Raw genomic sequence first — 17,150 nt, 5'->3', positions numbered from 1 at the left:
AGCCATTTTTTTCAATTATAACTGTGTGTTATATCGTAACATGAACTCCAGATTGGATTGATTTTTTTGACACATACCTCCTATAAATTGGCTAAATACATTAAAAATTTTATGCTTTAACATACGGTGCTTTATATAAAAAATAGAGCGAATTACAAATAAAGTCCCCTGTCTTTTACACAAATGAACAAAAAGAGCGCACACCTGTGATGTACGCTCTTTTTTAGGGATTAATTAACCGGCTTGATCAAGTAGCATATTACGGATATGACCAATTGCCTTAGTCGGATTCAAACCTTTAGGGCAAACAGATACGCAGTTCATAATACCTTTACAGCGGAAAAGACTGAACGGGTCATCCATACGTGCCAGACGGTCTTGAGTCGCTGTGTCACGCGAGTCAATAATAAAACGATAAGCATTTAGCAATGCTGACGGTCCCAGGAATTTATCAGGATTCCACCAGAATGATGGGCATGCAGTAGAACAGCATGCACATAAAATACATTCATACAGACCGTTCAGATGATCACGCTCTTCCGGAGTCTGCAAACGCTCTTTTGGCGGTGCAGGCTGATTATTAATCAGGAATGGCTGGATCTTGTTATACTGCTCGTAAAACTGGTTCATATCAACAACCAGATCTTTGATTACTGGCAGGCCCGGTAATGGGCGAATAGTAATTTCATTTGGCAGGTCATTTAAATTTTCAAGACAAGCCAAACCATTTTTACCATTGATATTTACACCATCCGAACCACAAATACCTTCACGGCAAGAGCGACGGAAAGTCAGACTTTCGTCCTGTACTTTTAACGCCAGCAGAGCATCAAGCAACATACGGTGCTTATCAGTCAGCTCAAGCTTGAAAGTTTGCATGTACGGCGCTTTATCCTTATCAGGATCATAGCGGTAGATGTGAAATGTACGAGTACCTCTACTCATCTTTATACTCCTGATCAGAATGTACGCGGTGCTGGTGGAATTGGATCAACAGTCAGCGGGTTGAAACGCACTGGCTTATATTCCAAACGGTTATCTACTGAGTACCACAGAGTGTGTTTCATCCACTCATCATCACGACGACCATATGAATAGGTCGGGTGATCTGCTGGTAACTCGTAATCAACCACAGTATGAGCACCACGACATTCTTTACGCGCAGCTGCTGAAATTAAGGTGGCTTTTGCTACCTCATACAAGTTTTCAACTTCCAGAGCTTCAATACGCGCAGTGTTAAATACTTTAGATTTGTCTTTCAAGTGAATATTACGAACGCGTGGTTCAATCGCAAGAATCTGCTTAACACCCTCATCAAGCAAGGCTTGAGTACGGAATACACCTGCATGATCCTGAACAATATCACGAATCGCATCAGCTACTTCTTGTGCATTTTCACCAGCAGTAGATTCGTCCAGCTTGCGTATACGGGCTACGGTCTGCTGTAAAACATTAGTTGGCAGCGGAGCATATTCATCACCGTGATGTTTAGTCACGTAATCAATAATATGTTCGCCCGCAGCCTTACCAAATACCACCAGGTCAAGCAATGAATTTGTACCTAGACGGTTTGCACCATGTACAGATACGCAAGAACATTCACCAATAGCATAGAAACCTTTTACCGGCTTGGTGTAGTTGTCTGTACCTGGTTCAGGCAGTACAACTTGGCCATGCATATTGGTTGGGATACCGCCCATCTGGTAATGGATAGTGGGCACCACCGGAATCGGCTCTTTAGTAATATCAACGTTTGCGAATTTTTTACCAATCTCGAATACAGACGGCAAACGCTTCATGATTGTATCCGCACCCAAGTGAGTCATATCAAGCAAGATATAATCACCCTTTGGACCACAGCCACGGCCTTCTTTAATTTCCTGGTCCATAGAGCGTGATACAAAGTCACGTGGTGCCAAGTCTTTTAAAGTCGGTGCATAACGTTCCATGAACGGTTCGCCGTCTTTATTACGAAGGATTGCACCCTCACCACGACAACCTTCAGTCAGCAATACACCTGCGCCCGCAACACCTGTCGGGTGGAATTGCCAGAATTCCATATCCTGTAATGGAATACCAGCACGAGCAGCCATACCCAGACCATCACCTGTATTAATATAGGCATTAGTAGATGCACGGTAAACACGACCAGCGCCACCTGTAGCAAACAGTGTTGCTTTTGCCTGGAACACAGCAATATTACCTGTTTCCTGGTCAATTGCTGTTACGCCCAGTACCTCGCCTTCTTCATTACGGATCAAGTCAAGAGCGATCCATTCAACGAAGAACTGAGTTCCCATTTTCACATTGCTTTGATATAGCGTATGCAAAAGTGCGTGACCAGTACGGTCAGCTGCTGCACAGGCACGTGGAACTGGCTTTTCACCATAGTTTGCAGAGTGACCACCAAATGGACGCTGATAAATTGTACCATCTGCGTTACGATCAAAAGGCATACCTAAGTGTTCAAGTTCATAAACAACTTTCGGTGCTTCACGGCACATGAACTCGATTGCATCCTGGTCACCCAACCAGTCTGAACCTTTTACAGTGTCATAAAAATGGTAATGCCAGTTATCGTCCTGCATATTACCCAGTGATGCGCCGATACCACCCTGCGCTGCAACTGTATGGGAACGGGTCGGGAATACTTTGGTCAGTACTGCAACTCGCAAACCTGCTTGAGCAAGCTGGTAAGAAGCACGCATACCTGAACCACCACCACCTACAATGACTGCATCGAAAGTGAGGTTTTGAATATTTGAATAATCTTCTTTAGGGGTTATCGCGCCCATGATATCTTCCTATCAATTCGCCCAGAAAATCTGGATACCCCAGATTGCGTACACAAACACAGCAATAATGACTGCAGACGTAAGCACAAGGCGTAAACCATTAGCTGAAGGTCCCATCTGACGGGTAGTTACATAATCTGTAAACACCTGCCACATGCCAATCCATGCGTGTCCGATAAGTGATAAGATCGCCAACAATGAAAATATTTTCATTGGCACTGTCATCATAAAGCCAGACCATTGCTCGTAAGTGAATCCGCCATTTAGTAGGATCCATCCTAAAACCACAACAGTATAAGCTGCCAGTACCACAGCACTAATACGCTGAATGTACCAGTCGCGAGAACCCGAACCTGTTAATCCTGTAGCACTTTTCATCAGAACATAATCCATACAAAGGCTGCGATGATACCAATCACAGACAGAGCCAATGAAATTGTAGCTGCAGTACGACCACTTTGCAGGCCTTCACCCACACCGATATCAGCAAGCAAGTGCTTAAGACCAGTGAAGAAGTGATAAATCAAACCAGCTACAAACACCCATACGATAAAACGTACGAAGAAACCGCTAAAGATTTCCTGAACTTGAGCAAAACCTTCCGGTGAAGATAATGACTTATCTAAGAGCCATAAAAGAACTGGAACGAGTAAGAATACGATCACACCGGAAATACGGTGCAAAATTGATGCAATAGCCACGGGTGAGCGTAAGTTTACTGCTAACACCTGACCCATGGACAAATTGACAGGTCTGTTGCTTTTCACAGCGGGCATCCTGTAGGTAAAAACTCCAGCTGGAGTTTGTTGGAATTAATTCGAAGGAAAGCTGGCATTGTCAGGCAAGCAAATGCCTAAGACTTATAAAACGACATCGAATTATAAAACGTGGTCTGTCAAAATACAAACAATCAACTGGCGCTTTTCTATAAAAATCTCATTAAATAAGAATCATTAACAATAAAATAAGTAATTATAGCTCACCACAGAGCAGAAAAATTCAAGCTAAGTCACTCATTCATTTAAATTAATATACAATTTAACCTGATCGGAAAATATAAAAAGATAAAACAAATGTTTTAGACTAAAGATGAATAAAAGCAAATACTTATATTAATTAATATTTTTATTAAACCTTATGTGCTTTTAAAGTAATTATAGGCTGAAATGCTCTTAGAACAATTGATAAAAGCAAACTACATGTTTACTGACTCCATTATTTATGGCTTAAACAGTCATAATTTAAACTTTTTAAATGCCTTTCTTTGTTTAGAAATGGATAAGCTCAATCGATTATAAAATCTGAAATGACTATTTTATAAACAATTTTAGATTAATTTATGAGTCATTTTTTATACAATCAAACGTTTTTTTCGAAAGTATTTATTTGTTTTTTCTATGACCCATAGAAGTCTTTTAAATCTCACTAAACTAAATAAGTTAAAGGTTTCATCATCTTTTTTCACAATCATGTTTCTCTTAAGAAGGAAATAAAATACATTTTAAGGATAAAAATTTGCTTATATTTACGGCAACCATCCTATTTTTTTCTGCACCTGCCCTGTAATTTGACTTATTATAGCCAGCTGGTGCTGTGATTTTATTCATACTTTCCTTACTTGATTATAATGACTAAACCCATGTGGCCACGTCATTTTTTATCCATAAGTATAATTGACAAAATTTCAGTACTCACTAATCTTAGTAGCAATTTTTGATCCGTCTGGTTCGCATTAAAAGATTAGTAACGAATCAGATAAAATATCCACCAGGACAGGAGATCTATTGAATGTCTGAAGCAACTGGCAAAAAAGCCGTTCTTAAGCTTGATGGCAAAGAAATTGAATTACCAATTTACAGCGGCACATTGGGCCCAGATGTAATCGACGTTAAAGATGTGTTGGCCTCAGGTCACTTTACTTTTGATCCTGGTTTCATGGCGACAGCTTCTTGTGAATCTAAGATCACGTTCATCGATGGTAATAAAGGCATTCTTTTGCACCGCGGCTATCCGATTGATCAGCTGGCAACTAAAGCTGACTATCTTGAAACTTGCTACCTGCTTCTAAATGGTGAACTGCCAACTCCGGAACAAAAAGCAGAGTTCGATGCAAAAGTTCGCAACCACACTATGGTTCATGATCAGGTAAGCCGTTTTTATAATGGTTTCCGCCGTGATGCACACCCGATGGCCATTATGGTAGGTGTGGTTGGTGCGCTGTCTGCGTTCTATCACAACAATCTGGATATTGAAAATGTTGATCACCGTGAAATCACTGCGATCCGCTTGATCTCCAAGATTCCTACACTTGCTGCGTGGAGCTACAAGTACACCATCGGACAGCCTTTCGTTTACCCTCGTAACGATCTGAGCTATGCTGAAAACTTCCTTCACATGATGTTTGCGACTCCGGCTGACCGTGATTATAAAGTTGATCCGATCCTTGCAAAAGCAATGGACCGTATCTTCACGCTGCACGCAGATCATGAACAAAATGCTTCAACGTCTACAGTACGTCTAGCAGGTTCTACTGGCGCTAACCCGTATGCATGTATCGCTGCTGGTATCTCTGCGCTCTGGGGACCAGCTCATGGTGGCGCGAACGAAGCTGTTCTTAAGATGCTTGATGAAATCGGCTCGGTAGAAAACGTTGCTGACTTCATGGAAAAAGTGAAAACTAAAGAAGTTAAACTCATGGGCTTCGGTCATCGAGTTTATAAAAACTTCGATCCACGTGCTAAAGTCATGAAAGAAACTTGTGACGAAGTATTGGGTGCACTTGGCATCAATGATCCACAGCTCGCTTTGGCTATGGAACTTGAACGTATTGCCCTGTCTGATGAATACTTCATTAAACGTAACCTATACCCTAACGTAGATTTCTACTCAGGTATCATCCTTAAAGCGATTGGTATCCCGACTGAAATGTTTACTGTGATCTTTGCACTTGCACGTACCGTAGGCTGGATCAGCCACTGGTTAGAAATGCATTCTGGTCCATACAAAATCGGTCGCCCTCGTCAGCTTTATACTGGCGAAACTCAACGCGACATCGAAGGTCGTTAATTCATCTCAACATGAATTAGACTTCAGGAAGCCACCTTAGGGTGGCTTTTTTTATGCTATCTGTTTATTTAAAAAAGGGATACAGGCTTCATAAGCCGAACACTCCTGCCCTTTGACCCGCCTTAAAAAATAATCCTGTACCATCTGTGCCTGCTGCTCTATACCATATTCAAAAAACTGCTTTCCTTGTTGCAGTATGTATTGATAACGACGGTTAAATACGGCATTACGGATCACGTTCATTCCCTGCTGGTATTGCCAAACGTGAGTAAGTTCATGGATCAGCCAGGACTGTATGGACAATGGAGCCATAGAAAAATCTTCGCGCCAGTCCTGAATGTTAAAATAGATATGACCATTTGGGCTCATTGCATAGTTTTTTAAAATCGCGTGATGAGCAATGATTTCAATATGATCAAGTTTCAAACTGGAGTGAAATACAGAATAGGCTAATTCACGCTCTCCCGGAGTAAGCAAGCGTCTTTTAATAATAAATATATTCGTTAAACGTTTAGCTACATGCTGTAAAAAAAGTGCCATAAACCTTTGCCTGAAATAAGATATTTTATAAGTACATATTTAAATACTAGAATATGTATTTTTTTCGACTACAATACGGCAAAATCTTGTTCTTTTTTCGTTGTATAGCAGACAAGTGTGTTATATCAACCTATTAAATTTTATTTGTTTAATTGTTTTTAATATGTGTACACGAAGTTGGAAAATTATAACTTCTAAATCAACATGTTGTGTATTTTATACCCTATAGAAATAGGATTAGGTGTGAATGAAAAGTTTTAAGATCGCCCTGGCTCAGTTCTCTCCACATACTGGTAACTTTGAACTTAATGCTCAGAAAATGGTTGAGCAGGCAAATGAAGCGAAAAAACAGCGTGCTGATATTATTGTTTTTCCAGAACTGTGCACAGTAGGTTACTCAGCTGAAGATTTATTGTTGCGTCCAAGTCTGAGCAAACGTACACAAAAGGTCTTTGAAATTCTGGGACAAGTTAAAGATATCGTCATGGTATTTGGCTTTGTTAATCAGGCTGAAACCGGGCAGCGATATAACTCGGCTGCTGTGGTTAAAGATGGTCAAGTACTGGGGGTTTATAATAAACAAAACCTGCCGAATTATAGCGTATTTGATGAAAAACGATATTTTGCTTCTGGTAACCAGCAACTTGTATTTGAATATATGGAACACAAGTTTGCTGTATTGATCTGTGAAGATATCTGGTCAATTAATACAGTACAGCAGCTAACCCAGCTTAAGGCGCAGACCGTATTGGTACTTAACTCTTCGCCATATGAAGTAGGCAAGCCACAGCATCGTATTCAGACCATGCAGCAGCTGGTCAAACAGCTCAATTTTAATCTGGTGTATGTGAACCAGGTATGCGGCCAAGACGATATTATTTTTGATGGGTCAAGTTTTGTATTAAACCCGCAAGGCGAACTGGTTACACGTGCACCTAGCTTTCAAGAATGCCTGCACTACGCCGAATATAGTGCAGATAAAGACGCCTTTATAGTTCAGGAAATCGCACCTGAGCTTGACACTATGGCCGAGATCTATCAGGCATTGGTAATGGCAACCCGTGACTATATCCAGCGCTCTGGCTTCCCCGGCGTTATTCTCGGGTTATCTGGTGGAATCGACTCTGCCCTGACCTTGGCTATTGCTGTTGATGCGATTGGAGCCGACAAGGTCCAGGCAGTAATGATGCCTTATACTTATACCGCACAAATTTCTGTTGAAGATGCTGCAGCACAGGCCAAGACTATGGGTGTAACTTTTGGCATTGCTGAAATCAATCCGATTGTGAATGGCTTCTTGCAGACTCTATATCCATTCTTTGGAAACAGTCCGGCAGATACGACAGAAGAAAACCTGCAGGCACGTGCCCGTGGCACTTTGCTCATGGCACTATCTAACAAGTTTGGTAATCTGGTTCTATCTACCGGTAACAAGTCTGAAGTAGCTGTAGGTTACTGTACATTGTATGGTGACATGGTAGGTGGTTTTTCGGTATTAAAAGATGTTTATAAAACTATCGTTTTCGAACTGGCCAAATATCGAAACAGCTTAAGTGAAGTACCAGTTATACCTGAACGTGTAATTACCCGTCCACCTTCAGCAGAATTAAGTCCAGATCAGAAAGATCAAGACTCTTTACCACCTTATGATATTCTGGATGCAATTCTTTATGCTTATATCGAAGAAGATATGAGTCAGGAAGATATTATTGCCAAAGGATTTGAACGGGCAACCGTCGAGAAGGTAATTAAACTGGTCGACCGTAATGAGTACAAACGCCGACAAGGTGCGATTGGTCCGCGGATCAGCTCACGTGCTTTCGGACGGGATCGACGTTATCCGATAGTAAATGGCTGGAAACCTGGTGTCTAATAATCAAAAGACTTATAAAATCACTCCAAATGAACTTGCTCAAGCACTTTTGCTTGAGCAGGTGAAGTTTTTAAAACAACACTATATTTATTCTAAAGATCATCCAGCTTTAAAAATTTTGATCCAGCAGCTTTATCATTATTCGGAAAAGGTGCAGCTTAAACAGGTAATCAATGTGTCTCAGCTCCATGCTGTGGTACAACGCTACGCCTTTGAAATGAATCTGGGTGCAGAAATACTGGAACTGATCGGAATAATGTCGCAAAAGCTGCATCAGTACGCCTTACAGTCGGATACTGAACTTCAAGATCTTATTTCAGATCAGCAATATCAATTCTGGCTTACAAAGCTCGTCGAACTGACAAATGTCCGCTTATATTTACGCGATTTATTACTACAGAGTCAGCAGGTAGATGAAGTCTGTCTGCAAATGGCGACTCATATTATTGAAAGCAAGACCCCATGGTTAAACCAGTTACGCTATAGCAAATATAAAGTATCAGGCATTCAGCAACGGGTTTTACAGTTTATGCAGGAACAGCAGCAGACTATTGAAGCCAAGCTCGAATTCAGGCTCGCAAATATAATTAAAGAACAGCTCAGTGAACTTCTGCTGCTTCCTTCAGAAGATCTGTATGATATTGCAATGCATGTATGGCAGGAATTCAAATACAAGAGTCTGCAAGACAGTATGTCGCAATTCACTGCAATTGATATAGAAGAGTTCTTTGTATTACTTTATGAATCTTGGCGGGAATTACGTGAAAGTAGCTATTTACAGCAACTGATCCTTGAAGGGGTAAATATTTTTTATCAATATTTCCAGGAACATTCATTAAAAGAACTGCTGAATGCCGTAGGATTAACCCAGGATGACTTAATGAATGAAGGTTTACGCTTTATTCCATCTGTACTGCAAGCGCTCGATCAAAATGACATACTTGATCCGCTATTGCATCAGCTGTTATCACCATTTTATGCAGCACCGCATACAATAGAGCTCATCCGGCAATATCAGGTAAACTAATAAATATATTGAAGCTTAATTTTTATAAGATTGGGCTGATGATTAATCAAAAATATTCGGCAATAATTTTTAGGCACAAAAAAAGAGACCAGACTGAGAGCCTGGTCTTTTAAAATGGTGGCTATGACGGGACTCGAACCTGTGACCCCAGCATTATGAGTGCTGTGCTCTAACCAACTGAGCTACATAGCCGTAAACTGTGTGCGCATTATCTAAACTTCATTGCTCAGCGTCAAGAACTATCTTTAATGAATGCTCAGTCTTTAAGCAAAAAGATGCATTTTGCTGAAAAATAATACACATGTTTGATTTTACGTAGAAAATAATTTGAGAACTTTATCAGGACACAATATGAAAATTAAAGTGATGATCGCCAGTACTGTCTTGTCCGGATTTACAGCCTGCAGTGCGATTAGTCCGATCTTTGTAGATTATAACGGCGTACGTATGGATGTAGCCAAATGGATTAATCACCAGCAATTACTTAGCATGCAGCAAAAGCGCAGCTTGGCACAGCTCAGTCGGGCACAGCAGAAGCTTTATCGAATTGATGAAATCACAGAGAGTCAAAAACTCAGTATTGCCGAGGAGAATCAGATAGCACTGCACTGCGCCAGACAATATTTAAGTGAAAAGAAAATTACACAGCTACAGGAACAGGTCTTTGGCAAAGATCAACGCCAACGGATCTTAAACACATATACAGAAAGGTTTCCACAAATCAAACTAGATACCAACTCGATAACCTGTGACTAGTAAAGTCCTCTACTCGCTACTCAAACGATAACCACACAGACAAAAAAAGACCACGTTTTAGAGAACGTGGTCTATAAAAATGGTGGCTATGACGAGACTTGAACTTGTGACCCCCGCATTATGAGTGCGGTGCTCTAACCAACTGAGCTACATAGCCAAAAACTGTGCGCGCATTATCTGCATTTATCTTTAGCAGGTCAAGCTTTATTTACAGGAAAATTGTTGAAGTGAGCCTGTAAGCCGGGTTCTGTCGAGGACGGTCATTCCTCTAGGCGTACAATCACTCATACGCTCAAGCGACCTACCCGAATCCAGTACGGGCCGTACCTCAGGATTCCTATTTGGTCTTGCTTCTGGTGGGGTTTGCCATGCCGTATACTGTTACCAGATACGCGGTGCGCTCTTACCGCACCCTTTCACCCTTACCTCACGAATGAGGCGGTCTACTCTCTGCTGCACTTTCCGTCGGCTTACGCCGCCCAGGGGTTACCTGGCACCCTGCCCTATGAAGCCCGGACTTTCCTCCCCTGCTTTAGTCACGAAGACCTCCACAGCAGCGACCGTCCGGCTCACTTCGTCGCGCATAGTATCAAATTTATCTGTTAATTGCTCGCACTTTTTTGAGCAGTCAACATTTTATATTTCTGCATCAGCTCATCTTCTGTTTCCACATGGTTTGGATCATGGGGAATACAGTCGACCGGACAGAACAGCTGGCACTGAGGCTGCTCATGATGTCCGACACACTCAGTACAGAGGTCAGGATGAATTTCATAAATCATCTCCCCCATAAAGATAGCTTCATTGGGACATACGGGCTCGCATACGTCACAATTAATACATTCATCAGTAATATATAAAGACACGCTACCAACCTTGCTGATGTTTACGTTCAAAGGCTTCAACGACTGCCGGGGGTACAAACTTGTTTACATCACCTTTTAAGCGGGCAATTTCACGAACCAGTGTCGATGAAATAAAGGAATATTGTTCAGAAGGTGTTAAGAAAACTGCTTCAAACTGAGGGTCTAACTGCCGGTTCATATTAGCCAGCTGAAATTCATACTCAAAATCGGAAATCGCACGCAGTCCACGTAGTACTGCAGTTGCCTTCTGCTCATGAAAGAAATTGACCAGCAGCCCGTCAAAACCCACAAACTCGACATTACTTAAATGACTTAAGGAAGCTTTCGCCAGTGCTACACGCTCCTCCAGACTAAATACCGGATTTTTATGATGTCCTATCGCAATGGCAACCACCACTTCATCAAACATCTTGGCTGCACGGGTTACCAGATCAATATGGCCATTAGTAATTGGATCAAAGGTTCCCGGGTAAATAACGCGAGCTTTAGACATCGCTTGATACTCTAATTTATTGTGCAGGGCCCTAGTTTAACAAAAACTTGATTTTTTAGCGAAGTATCCCCATCTTTTTGAAAAAACTTTCTCTTGCTGGCACTTTACGGCACAATAAGTACAACTTTGGAATTTAATGATTATGGCGAACGTAAAAGTTGTGAAAAAAAATAATGGTGGAACAATTGCGCAGAATAAACGCGCACGCCACGATTATTTTATTGAAGAAAAGTTTGAAGCCGGCATGTCGTTACAGGGTTGGGAAGTTAAATCATTACGTGCTGGACGTATGAGCCTGACAGAAAGCTATATCCTTTTGAAAAATGGCGAAGCTTATCTGTTTGGTGCCCAGATTCAGCCTTTACTTTCTGCTTCTACCCATATTGTTGCTGAAGCAACCCGTACCCGCAAGCTGCTTTTATCTAAGCGTGAAATTGAGAAATTAATGGGTGCAGTTAACCAGAAAGGTTATACCTGTGTGCCCTTGGCCTGTTACTGGAAAGGACCTTTAGTCAAACTTGAAATCGCGCTGGTTAAAGGTAAACAGCTTCATGATAAACGTGCAACCGAAAAAGACCGTGACTGGCAGCGCGACAAGGCACGTATCTTCCACAAATAAGTATCCTGCAATGAAAAAACCTCCACAACTGGAGGTTTTTTCACACCGGAAAAATTTACAAATGAGTTTGAAGTAGCGAGCACAAAGGACCTGACTGGTTTATCCTGATGATTGCATAAAAACAAATGTTGCCATACGTCCGGTCTGGGCGTTTCGCCGATATGAAAAATACTGATCAGATTGCTGATATGAGCAGTGGTCGCCTCCTAGTACCATCTTTACACCTTGTTGTTGCAGAATATAACGGGCAATTGCATAAAGATCGGCATAATACTTCCCTGAGCGCCCTGATATAAAGGCCGATTCAACTTCCGCATATTTATGACAGAATGCTGCCTTGACCTCTGCACCAATTTCAAAACAGGACTGACTAATCGCCGCACCTAACCAGGCCCAACTAGGCCTGTCTTGCATGGCAGTAATGGTATTTTCAATAATACCACCTGCAAGTCCACGCCAACCCGCATGCAGATTGGCAACTTCAGTGCCTTGTGCATTTCCCATCACTACAGGCAAGCAGTCTGCTGTCATCATCATCAAGGCATGAGCTTTCTTCTGGGTAATTAAACCATCACCAATAAGAGCTTCGAATGGAAGTGCTTCATTAATCGTATGACAGATCGTGCTATGAGTTTGAGTCATCCATGTGATTTTATCTACACCATAGCCTGCCAGTCCTTCCAGCAAGATCATCCGGTGAGCTTGTACTCGCTGCGTATCATCCTGCACGTGCAAAGCCAGATTAAAGCCCGCAAGTTCCGGTTTTGCTGAAGTTAATGTACCTGGATGCCAGATACGTGTCTGTCCTGCATATACACCTGATGGAAGCCCTGAAACAAACTGCATGTCAAATTTCCCGTGTTAATGAATTAATAAGCAGCATTCTCTTGACGAAGTACTTCAATTAAACGCTTAAAGTCTTCAGGCCACGGCGCCTCAAACATCATATTCTCGCCTGTACGCGGATGAACTAGACCAAGCTTGGCAGCATGTAATGCCTGCCGTTTAAAACTGCGCAAAGTATCAGCCAGCTCTTCAGAAGCTCCGGCAGGTACACGTACCCGGCTCATATAGACCGGGTCACCAACCAGGCCATAACCGATATAACTAAAATGGACCCGGATCTGGTGAGTACGACCGGTTTCAAGCTGTGCCTGAACACGGGTAAAGTCTTTAAATCGCTCTTTCACGTTATAGTGAGTAACCGCTTCTTTACCACCCGGTAATATGGCCATTTTAACGCGATCGACAGGATGGCGTTTGATTGGCTCATCGATGGTTCCACCGGCTACAATATTTCCATAAACAACTAAATCATAAATCCGGTAGACAGTCTTTTTTGCCAACTGTTTGCTTAAAGAGAACTGGGCCTCAAGGTTTTTTGCAACCACCAGCAGACCGCTAGTATCTTTATCAATCCGGTGGACCAGTCCGGCACGGGCCAGTTCATTAGATTTCGGATAATGGTAAAGCAGCGCATTGACCAGAGTGCCCGACCCATTTCCTGCACCTGGATGTACGACCATTCCTACGGTTTTATTAATGACAATAATGTCATCATCTTCATAAATAATATCAAGCGGAATATTTTCTGGCTGGCTGGCAGTCTGAATTTCCAGCTCTGCCTCAAGCGTAAGCAGCTCATTGCCCTCACACTTGTATTTAGGTTTGACATTGTTACCATTTACTAACAAATGGCCGTCTTTAATCCATTGTTTAAGTTTCTCTCTGGAAAATTCATTCCAGACTAGTGCTGCTGCTTGGTCAATACGCTGCCCGAGATAGCTTTCATCCAATTGAAACTGCAACGATAAACGTGTTGCAGTCGGCTCTGAAGTATGGTTATCTGCATCCTCAGAATCTTCAAGTAAATTGAAATCAGTTTCAGGGAAAGTAGAATTAGAAGATTGTGCTGAAGTCATTTGATCATCGAGACAAAAGTGGTTTAATAGCGCAATTGTAGCTCATTGCCCGATTAACAGAGGAGTTTTTATGTCGCTACCACGTTATAAAGTTACGATGCTTGCTTTATCTTTAGGCATGGCATCTGCATTAGTGGGCTGTAGCAGCAATCCAAAAAAAGAAGTTGTCGATACTGGCCCACAGTCAAGCGAACAGGTTTATTTCAATAAAGCCGAACGTGCGCTTGAACGTGGTCAATATTCTGATGCTGCAAAACAGCTAGAGGCACTGGACACCTACTTCCCGACCGGACAATATGCGCAGCAGGCACAACTTGAGCTGCTTTACGTTAAATTCCAGCAAAAAGATTATGAAGGGGCGATTGCTCTGGCTGAACGTTTTATCCGTTTAAATCCACAGCACCCTAATGTTGACTACGCTTATTACGTACGTGGTGTAGCTAACATGGAACAGAATTATGATGGCTTGCTGCGTTATACTTCTTTGCAGCAATCACACCGTGATGTTAGCTATTTAAAAGTAGCTTACCAAAACTTTGTTGATTTTATTCGTCGCTATCCAAGCAGTCAGTATGCAGTAGATGCTGCACAGCGCATGAAGTTTATTGGTCAGGAACTGGCTGAAAATGAAATGAACGTAGCACGCTATAATCTAAAGCGTAAAGCTTGGGTTGCTGCTCTGGAGCGGGCGCAGTGGGTAGTTGAACATTATCCGCAGACTCCTCAAATTCCAGAAGCTTTAGCTACCATGGCTTACGCTTATGACAAGCTGGGCGATCAGGCTTCATCACAGCAGTATGTAGACGTCTTAAAACTAAACTATCCGGAACTGGTGCGTAGTAATGGCAGTGTAAACCTGCGTGCCGCCCGCAGAGATGCCAGCCTGCTTAACCGCGCTACACTGGGAATTTTTGGCCGTGAAGCCAAAAACAGTGCTGCAAGTGAAGTATCGCAGGAAACCTCTAGTCATTCTTCAGAAGAACGTAGCTGGCTCAACCGTCTGAGCTTAGGTATGCTCGGTAAATCTGAAAATGGACAGCAACATACACCAATGCTCGCCAAACCACCGGCTGATATAGCTACAGAAACTCCAAACGAATAATCTCGACCAGATGGTCGCTTTTTTCGGGGGGGAAAGTTAAAATACTTTCCCCCCCTTCTTTTTTTCAGTAAAGACGGCTAGATTCTGTACAGGACTGTTTAGTTCAAGTGATAGCAACTGAATAGTCCTTAAAGCAAGACTTCAGGTCAGCGTTTTTATGGTTAAAGTATATAAAATAATGGCTTTTTCTTATGGCAATTCCACAGCATACGATTGATCAGATCCTGGATCGTACTGATATTGTTGATCTGATTGGCCAACGCGTAAAACTTAAAAAAACCGGACGGACTTATTCTGGCTGTTGTCCTTTTCACCAGGAAAAGTCACCCTCTTTCCATGTCTACCGTGACAAGCAGTATTACCACTGCTTTGGCTGTCAGGCCAATGGCAATGCCATACGTTTTTTAATGGATATCGACAGCCGTAATTTTGTTGATGTTATGAAAGACCTGGCAAGCCAGACTGGTATTGAACTGCCAAAAGACAATCAGGACAATAAGCGCCTGTCCTATAAACGTGAAATCAAAAAAGTTAGCAAGCCGGTTCAGGCTCCTGCCGCGCAGGCTAAAGAACAGATCCAGTCTCCTATCACAAATACACCTTATACTCCGATTGATCCTTTCGTTGAATTTCAGAGTTTTGATCCGTTTGAACAATTTGAAAATGTGACAGATGTACCAGTACAGGAAGGTAACTTGTATGATCTGCTAGAGAATATTGCTCAGTTTTATGAACAGCAGTTACCTAAAAGTCAAAGCGCACAATTTTACTTTAAACAGCGAGGGTTAAGTCAAGATGCAGTCCAGTTCTGGCGCTTGGGCTATGCACCAGAGGACTGGCAGCATCTGGAAAAGGCGTTCCCCTATGATATTGAAGGTCTGAAACAGCTAGGGCTGATTCGCTCTAGTGAAAGCGGACGTGACTTTGACTTACTTCGTGACCGGGTTATTTTCCCAATCCGGGACAGTAAGGGCCGTGTAGTGGGTTTTGGGGGGCGTGCATTAAATGATGAGATCAAACCCAAATATATTAACTCGCCAGATTCTGAAGTCTTCCATAAGAATCAGTTATTGTACGGCCTTTATGAAGGTCGCAAGCAGAAAGCTCAAGACTGGTTAATGGTCGAAGGCTATATGGATGTTATTGCATTGCAGCAATACGGGATTAGCGGTGCAGTAGCAACTCTTGGAACAGCCAGCAATACTGAACATCTTAATATTTTATTCAGACAGAATAACCGGATTACGATTGCGTTTGATGGAGATGCTGCAGGTCAAAAGGCAGCCCGGCGAACACTGGAAATTGCTCTGCCTTTATTAAATGATGGCCGTGAACTGAAATTTTTTGTTTTACCCGACCAGCATGATCCCGATTCTCTGATCCGTCGTGAAGGACTGGAAAATTTTCAGCGTTTACTTGAACAGGCCCCCCTGTTATCCGATTTTGTATTTGCACATCTCACGCAACAGCGAGATGTTTCTTCACCTGAGGGTAAAAGTCAGGTAATGGGCGAGCTCAGGGAGCTTACCGACCTGTTACCTAAACATGGATCATTTCGCTATCTGCTCACTCAGTCATTTAAAGAAAAGCTCGGCCTAGGCAAGCGTTTTACTCCGAAACTTAGTAATGATGCATCACTCTCTTTTAATATCCGCACCAAGGATGAAGATTTCGCCATCGCTATGCTGATACGGCATCCTTATCTGTATATTCACTTTGAAACTCTGCGTGCTTTTATTCATCCGGATGAATTGCTGGCACAAATACTGGCAATATTAGATAAAATCTTTGATGAACTACCGGATGATCAGGAACTGGCTGTCTATTATGTGCTTGGCGCGTGCAGTATGTATTGTCATGCGGTTGCGGATATTTTACAGCGTACCAATATTGAAAGCCTGATTCCGGCACCAGAAATGGCAGACAAGCTTGCTAAAGAATATGCCTTGGGCCTGCAGGAAAAATACTTAAAACAGAAACTAAAATCACCCATTTCACTTATTGAATCACGCAATCTGCGGCAGCAACTCAATGAACTGACCAAGAAAATCAGCTTAAGATTATTGCATTCATAAGGTTTAAGCTGTTTTC

Annotated in this window: 16 protein-coding genes, 2 tRNA genes and 1 other RNA gene; 7 read left to right on the top strand and 12 right to left on the bottom strand. The window is 42.2% G+C overall.

What is annotated here, in order from left to right:
- Window positions 1-234: 234 nt before the first annotated feature.
- The 4 genes from ABZP31_RS03570 to sdhC are packed head-to-tail and all read right to left on the bottom strand — an operon-like array spanning window position 235 to window position 3,571.
- Complete coding sequence (locus ABZP31_RS03570; protein ID WP_005015737.1) at window positions 235-945, bottom strand: succinate dehydrogenase iron-sulfur subunit; 711 nt, start codon at window positions 943-945, stop codon at window positions 235-237.
- Window positions 946-959: 14 nt separating this feature from the next.
- Window positions 960-2,795, bottom strand: a complete 1,836-nt coding sequence (sdhA, locus tag ABZP31_RS03565) for a succinate dehydrogenase flavoprotein subunit (protein WP_005015740.1) — start codon at window positions 2,793-2,795, stop codon at window positions 960-962.
- A gap of 12 nt (window positions 2,796-2,807) precedes the next feature.
- Window positions 2,808-3,173, bottom strand: coding sequence for a succinate dehydrogenase, hydrophobic membrane anchor protein (gene sdhD / locus ABZP31_RS03560; protein WP_005015742.1), 366 nt, complete (start codon window positions 3,171-3,173; stop codon window positions 2,808-2,810).
- On the bottom strand, window positions 3,173-3,571 hold the full coding sequence (gene sdhC, locus ABZP31_RS03555; RefSeq protein WP_005404293.1) for a succinate dehydrogenase, cytochrome b556 subunit: 399 nt from the start codon (window positions 3,569-3,571) through the stop codon (window positions 3,173-3,175). Before sdhC ends, sdhD begins: the two co-directional genes overlap by 1 nt.
- A gap of 1,012 nt (window positions 3,572-4,583) precedes the next feature.
- Between sdhC and gltA the strand changes: the two genes are divergently transcribed.
- Window positions 4,584-5,861 (top strand): citrate synthase, encoded by a 1,278-nt coding sequence (gene gltA / locus ABZP31_RS03550; RefSeq protein ID WP_005015746.1) that lies wholly within the window; start codon window positions 4,584-4,586, stop codon window positions 5,859-5,861.
- Between the two features lie 51 nt (window positions 5,862-5,912).
- Here the strand turns inward: gltA and ABZP31_RS03545 are convergent, their stop codons facing one another.
- Entirely contained in the window at window positions 5,913-6,401 is a 489-nt protein-coding gene (locus ABZP31_RS03545; protein WP_005015747.1) for a hypothetical protein, read from the bottom strand.
- Window positions 6,402-6,648: 247 nt separating this feature from the next.
- Here ABZP31_RS03545 and ABZP31_RS03540 point away from each other — a divergent pair, with 247 nt between their 5' ends.
- Together ABZP31_RS03540 and ABZP31_RS03535 are read left to right on the top strand one after the other, a co-directional pair.
- Window positions 6,649-8,274: an NAD+ synthase gene (locus ABZP31_RS03540; RefSeq protein ID WP_005015749.1), complete on the top strand. Its 1,626-nt coding sequence runs from the start codon at window positions 6,649-6,651 to the stop codon at window positions 8,272-8,274.
- Complete coding sequence (locus ABZP31_RS03535; RefSeq protein WP_282437624.1) at window positions 8,252-9,301, top strand: hypothetical protein; 1,050 nt, start codon at window positions 8,252-8,254, stop codon at window positions 9,299-9,301. The genes ABZP31_RS03540 and ABZP31_RS03535 overlap by 23 nt, the downstream gene beginning before the upstream one ends.
- A 115-nt stretch (window positions 9,302-9,416) precedes the next feature.
- Here ABZP31_RS03535 and ABZP31_RS03530 read toward each other — a convergent pair.
- Window positions 9,417-9,493: transfer RNA gene (locus ABZP31_RS03530), tRNA-Met, on the bottom strand.
- Window positions 9,494-9,652: 159 nt separating this feature from the next.
- Between ABZP31_RS03530 and ABZP31_RS03525 the strand changes: the two genes are divergently transcribed.
- On the top strand, window positions 9,653-10,057 hold the full coding sequence (locus ABZP31_RS03525; RefSeq protein ID WP_248134345.1) for a hypothetical protein: 405 nt from the start codon (window positions 9,653-9,655) through the stop codon (window positions 10,055-10,057).
- An 80-nt stretch (window positions 10,058-10,137) separates the two neighbouring features.
- Here the strand turns inward: ABZP31_RS03525 and ABZP31_RS03520 are convergent.
- The 4 genes from ABZP31_RS03520 to coaD form a co-directional block, all read right to left on the bottom strand.
- A tRNA-Met gene (locus ABZP31_RS03520) sits at window positions 10,138-10,214 on the bottom strand.
- Window positions 10,215-10,277: 63 nt separating this feature from the next.
- Window positions 10,278-10,633: RNase P RNA component class A (rnpB, locus tag ABZP31_RS03515), an RNA gene on the bottom strand.
- 26 nt (window positions 10,634-10,659) lie between these two features.
- Complete coding sequence (locus ABZP31_RS03510; RefSeq protein WP_005015756.1) at window positions 10,660-10,923, bottom strand: YfhL family 4Fe-4S dicluster ferredoxin; 264 nt, start codon at window positions 10,921-10,923, stop codon at window positions 10,660-10,662.
- A 1-nt stretch (window position 10,924) separates the two neighbouring features.
- Window positions 10,925-11,416: a pantetheine-phosphate adenylyltransferase gene (gene coaD, locus ABZP31_RS03505; protein WP_005025000.1), complete on the bottom strand. Its 492-nt coding sequence runs from the start codon at window positions 11,414-11,416 to the stop codon at window positions 10,925-10,927.
- A gap of 142 nt (window positions 11,417-11,558) precedes the next feature.
- Here coaD and smpB point away from each other — a divergent pair, with 142 nt between their 5' ends.
- The gene (gene smpB / locus ABZP31_RS03500) at window positions 11,559-12,035 is read left to right on the top strand and encodes an SsrA-binding protein SmpB (RefSeq protein WP_005404295.1); all 477 of its coding nucleotides are present in this window, start codon (window positions 11,559-11,561) and stop codon (window positions 12,033-12,035) included.
- 99 nt (window positions 12,036-12,134) lie between these two features.
- On the opposite strand, the gene pgeF is transcribed toward smpB, so the two are convergent.
- Together pgeF and rluD are read right to left on the bottom strand one after the other, a co-directional pair.
- Window positions 12,135-12,881 carry a peptidoglycan editing factor PgeF gene (gene pgeF / locus ABZP31_RS03495; protein WP_248134347.1) on the bottom strand — a complete coding sequence of 249 codons (747 nt, stop codon included), beginning with the start codon at window positions 12,879-12,881 and terminating at the stop codon, window positions 12,135-12,137.
- Between the two features lie 23 nt (window positions 12,882-12,904).
- The gene (gene rluD, locus ABZP31_RS03490; RefSeq protein ID WP_005024995.1) at window positions 12,905-13,957 is read right to left on the bottom strand and encodes a 23S rRNA pseudouridine(1911/1915/1917) synthase RluD; all 1,053 of its coding nucleotides are present in this window, start codon (window positions 13,955-13,957) and stop codon (window positions 12,905-12,907) included.
- Window positions 13,958-14,027: 70 nt separating this feature from the next.
- Here rluD and ABZP31_RS03485 point away from each other — a divergent pair, with 70 nt between their 5' ends.
- Window positions 14,028-15,059: an outer membrane protein assembly factor BamD gene (locus tag ABZP31_RS03485; RefSeq protein WP_248134349.1), complete on the top strand. Its 1,032-nt coding sequence runs from the start codon at window positions 14,028-14,030 to the stop codon at window positions 15,057-15,059.
- A gap of 191 nt (window positions 15,060-15,250) precedes the next feature.
- Window positions 15,251-17,134, top strand: a complete 1,884-nt coding sequence (locus ABZP31_RS03480; protein WP_248134351.1) for a CHC2 zinc finger domain-containing protein — start codon at window positions 15,251-15,253, stop codon at window positions 17,132-17,134.
- Window positions 17,135-17,150 lie beyond the last annotated feature (16 nt).

Source organism: Acinetobacter sp. FL (genome assembly GCF_040744925.1).
GTDB lineage: Bacteria > Pseudomonadota > Gammaproteobacteria > Pseudomonadales > Moraxellaceae > Acinetobacter > Acinetobacter radioresistens.
Note: the sequence above shows the minus strand (reverse complement) of the source record. Positions and strands in the feature narration are given on the sequence as shown.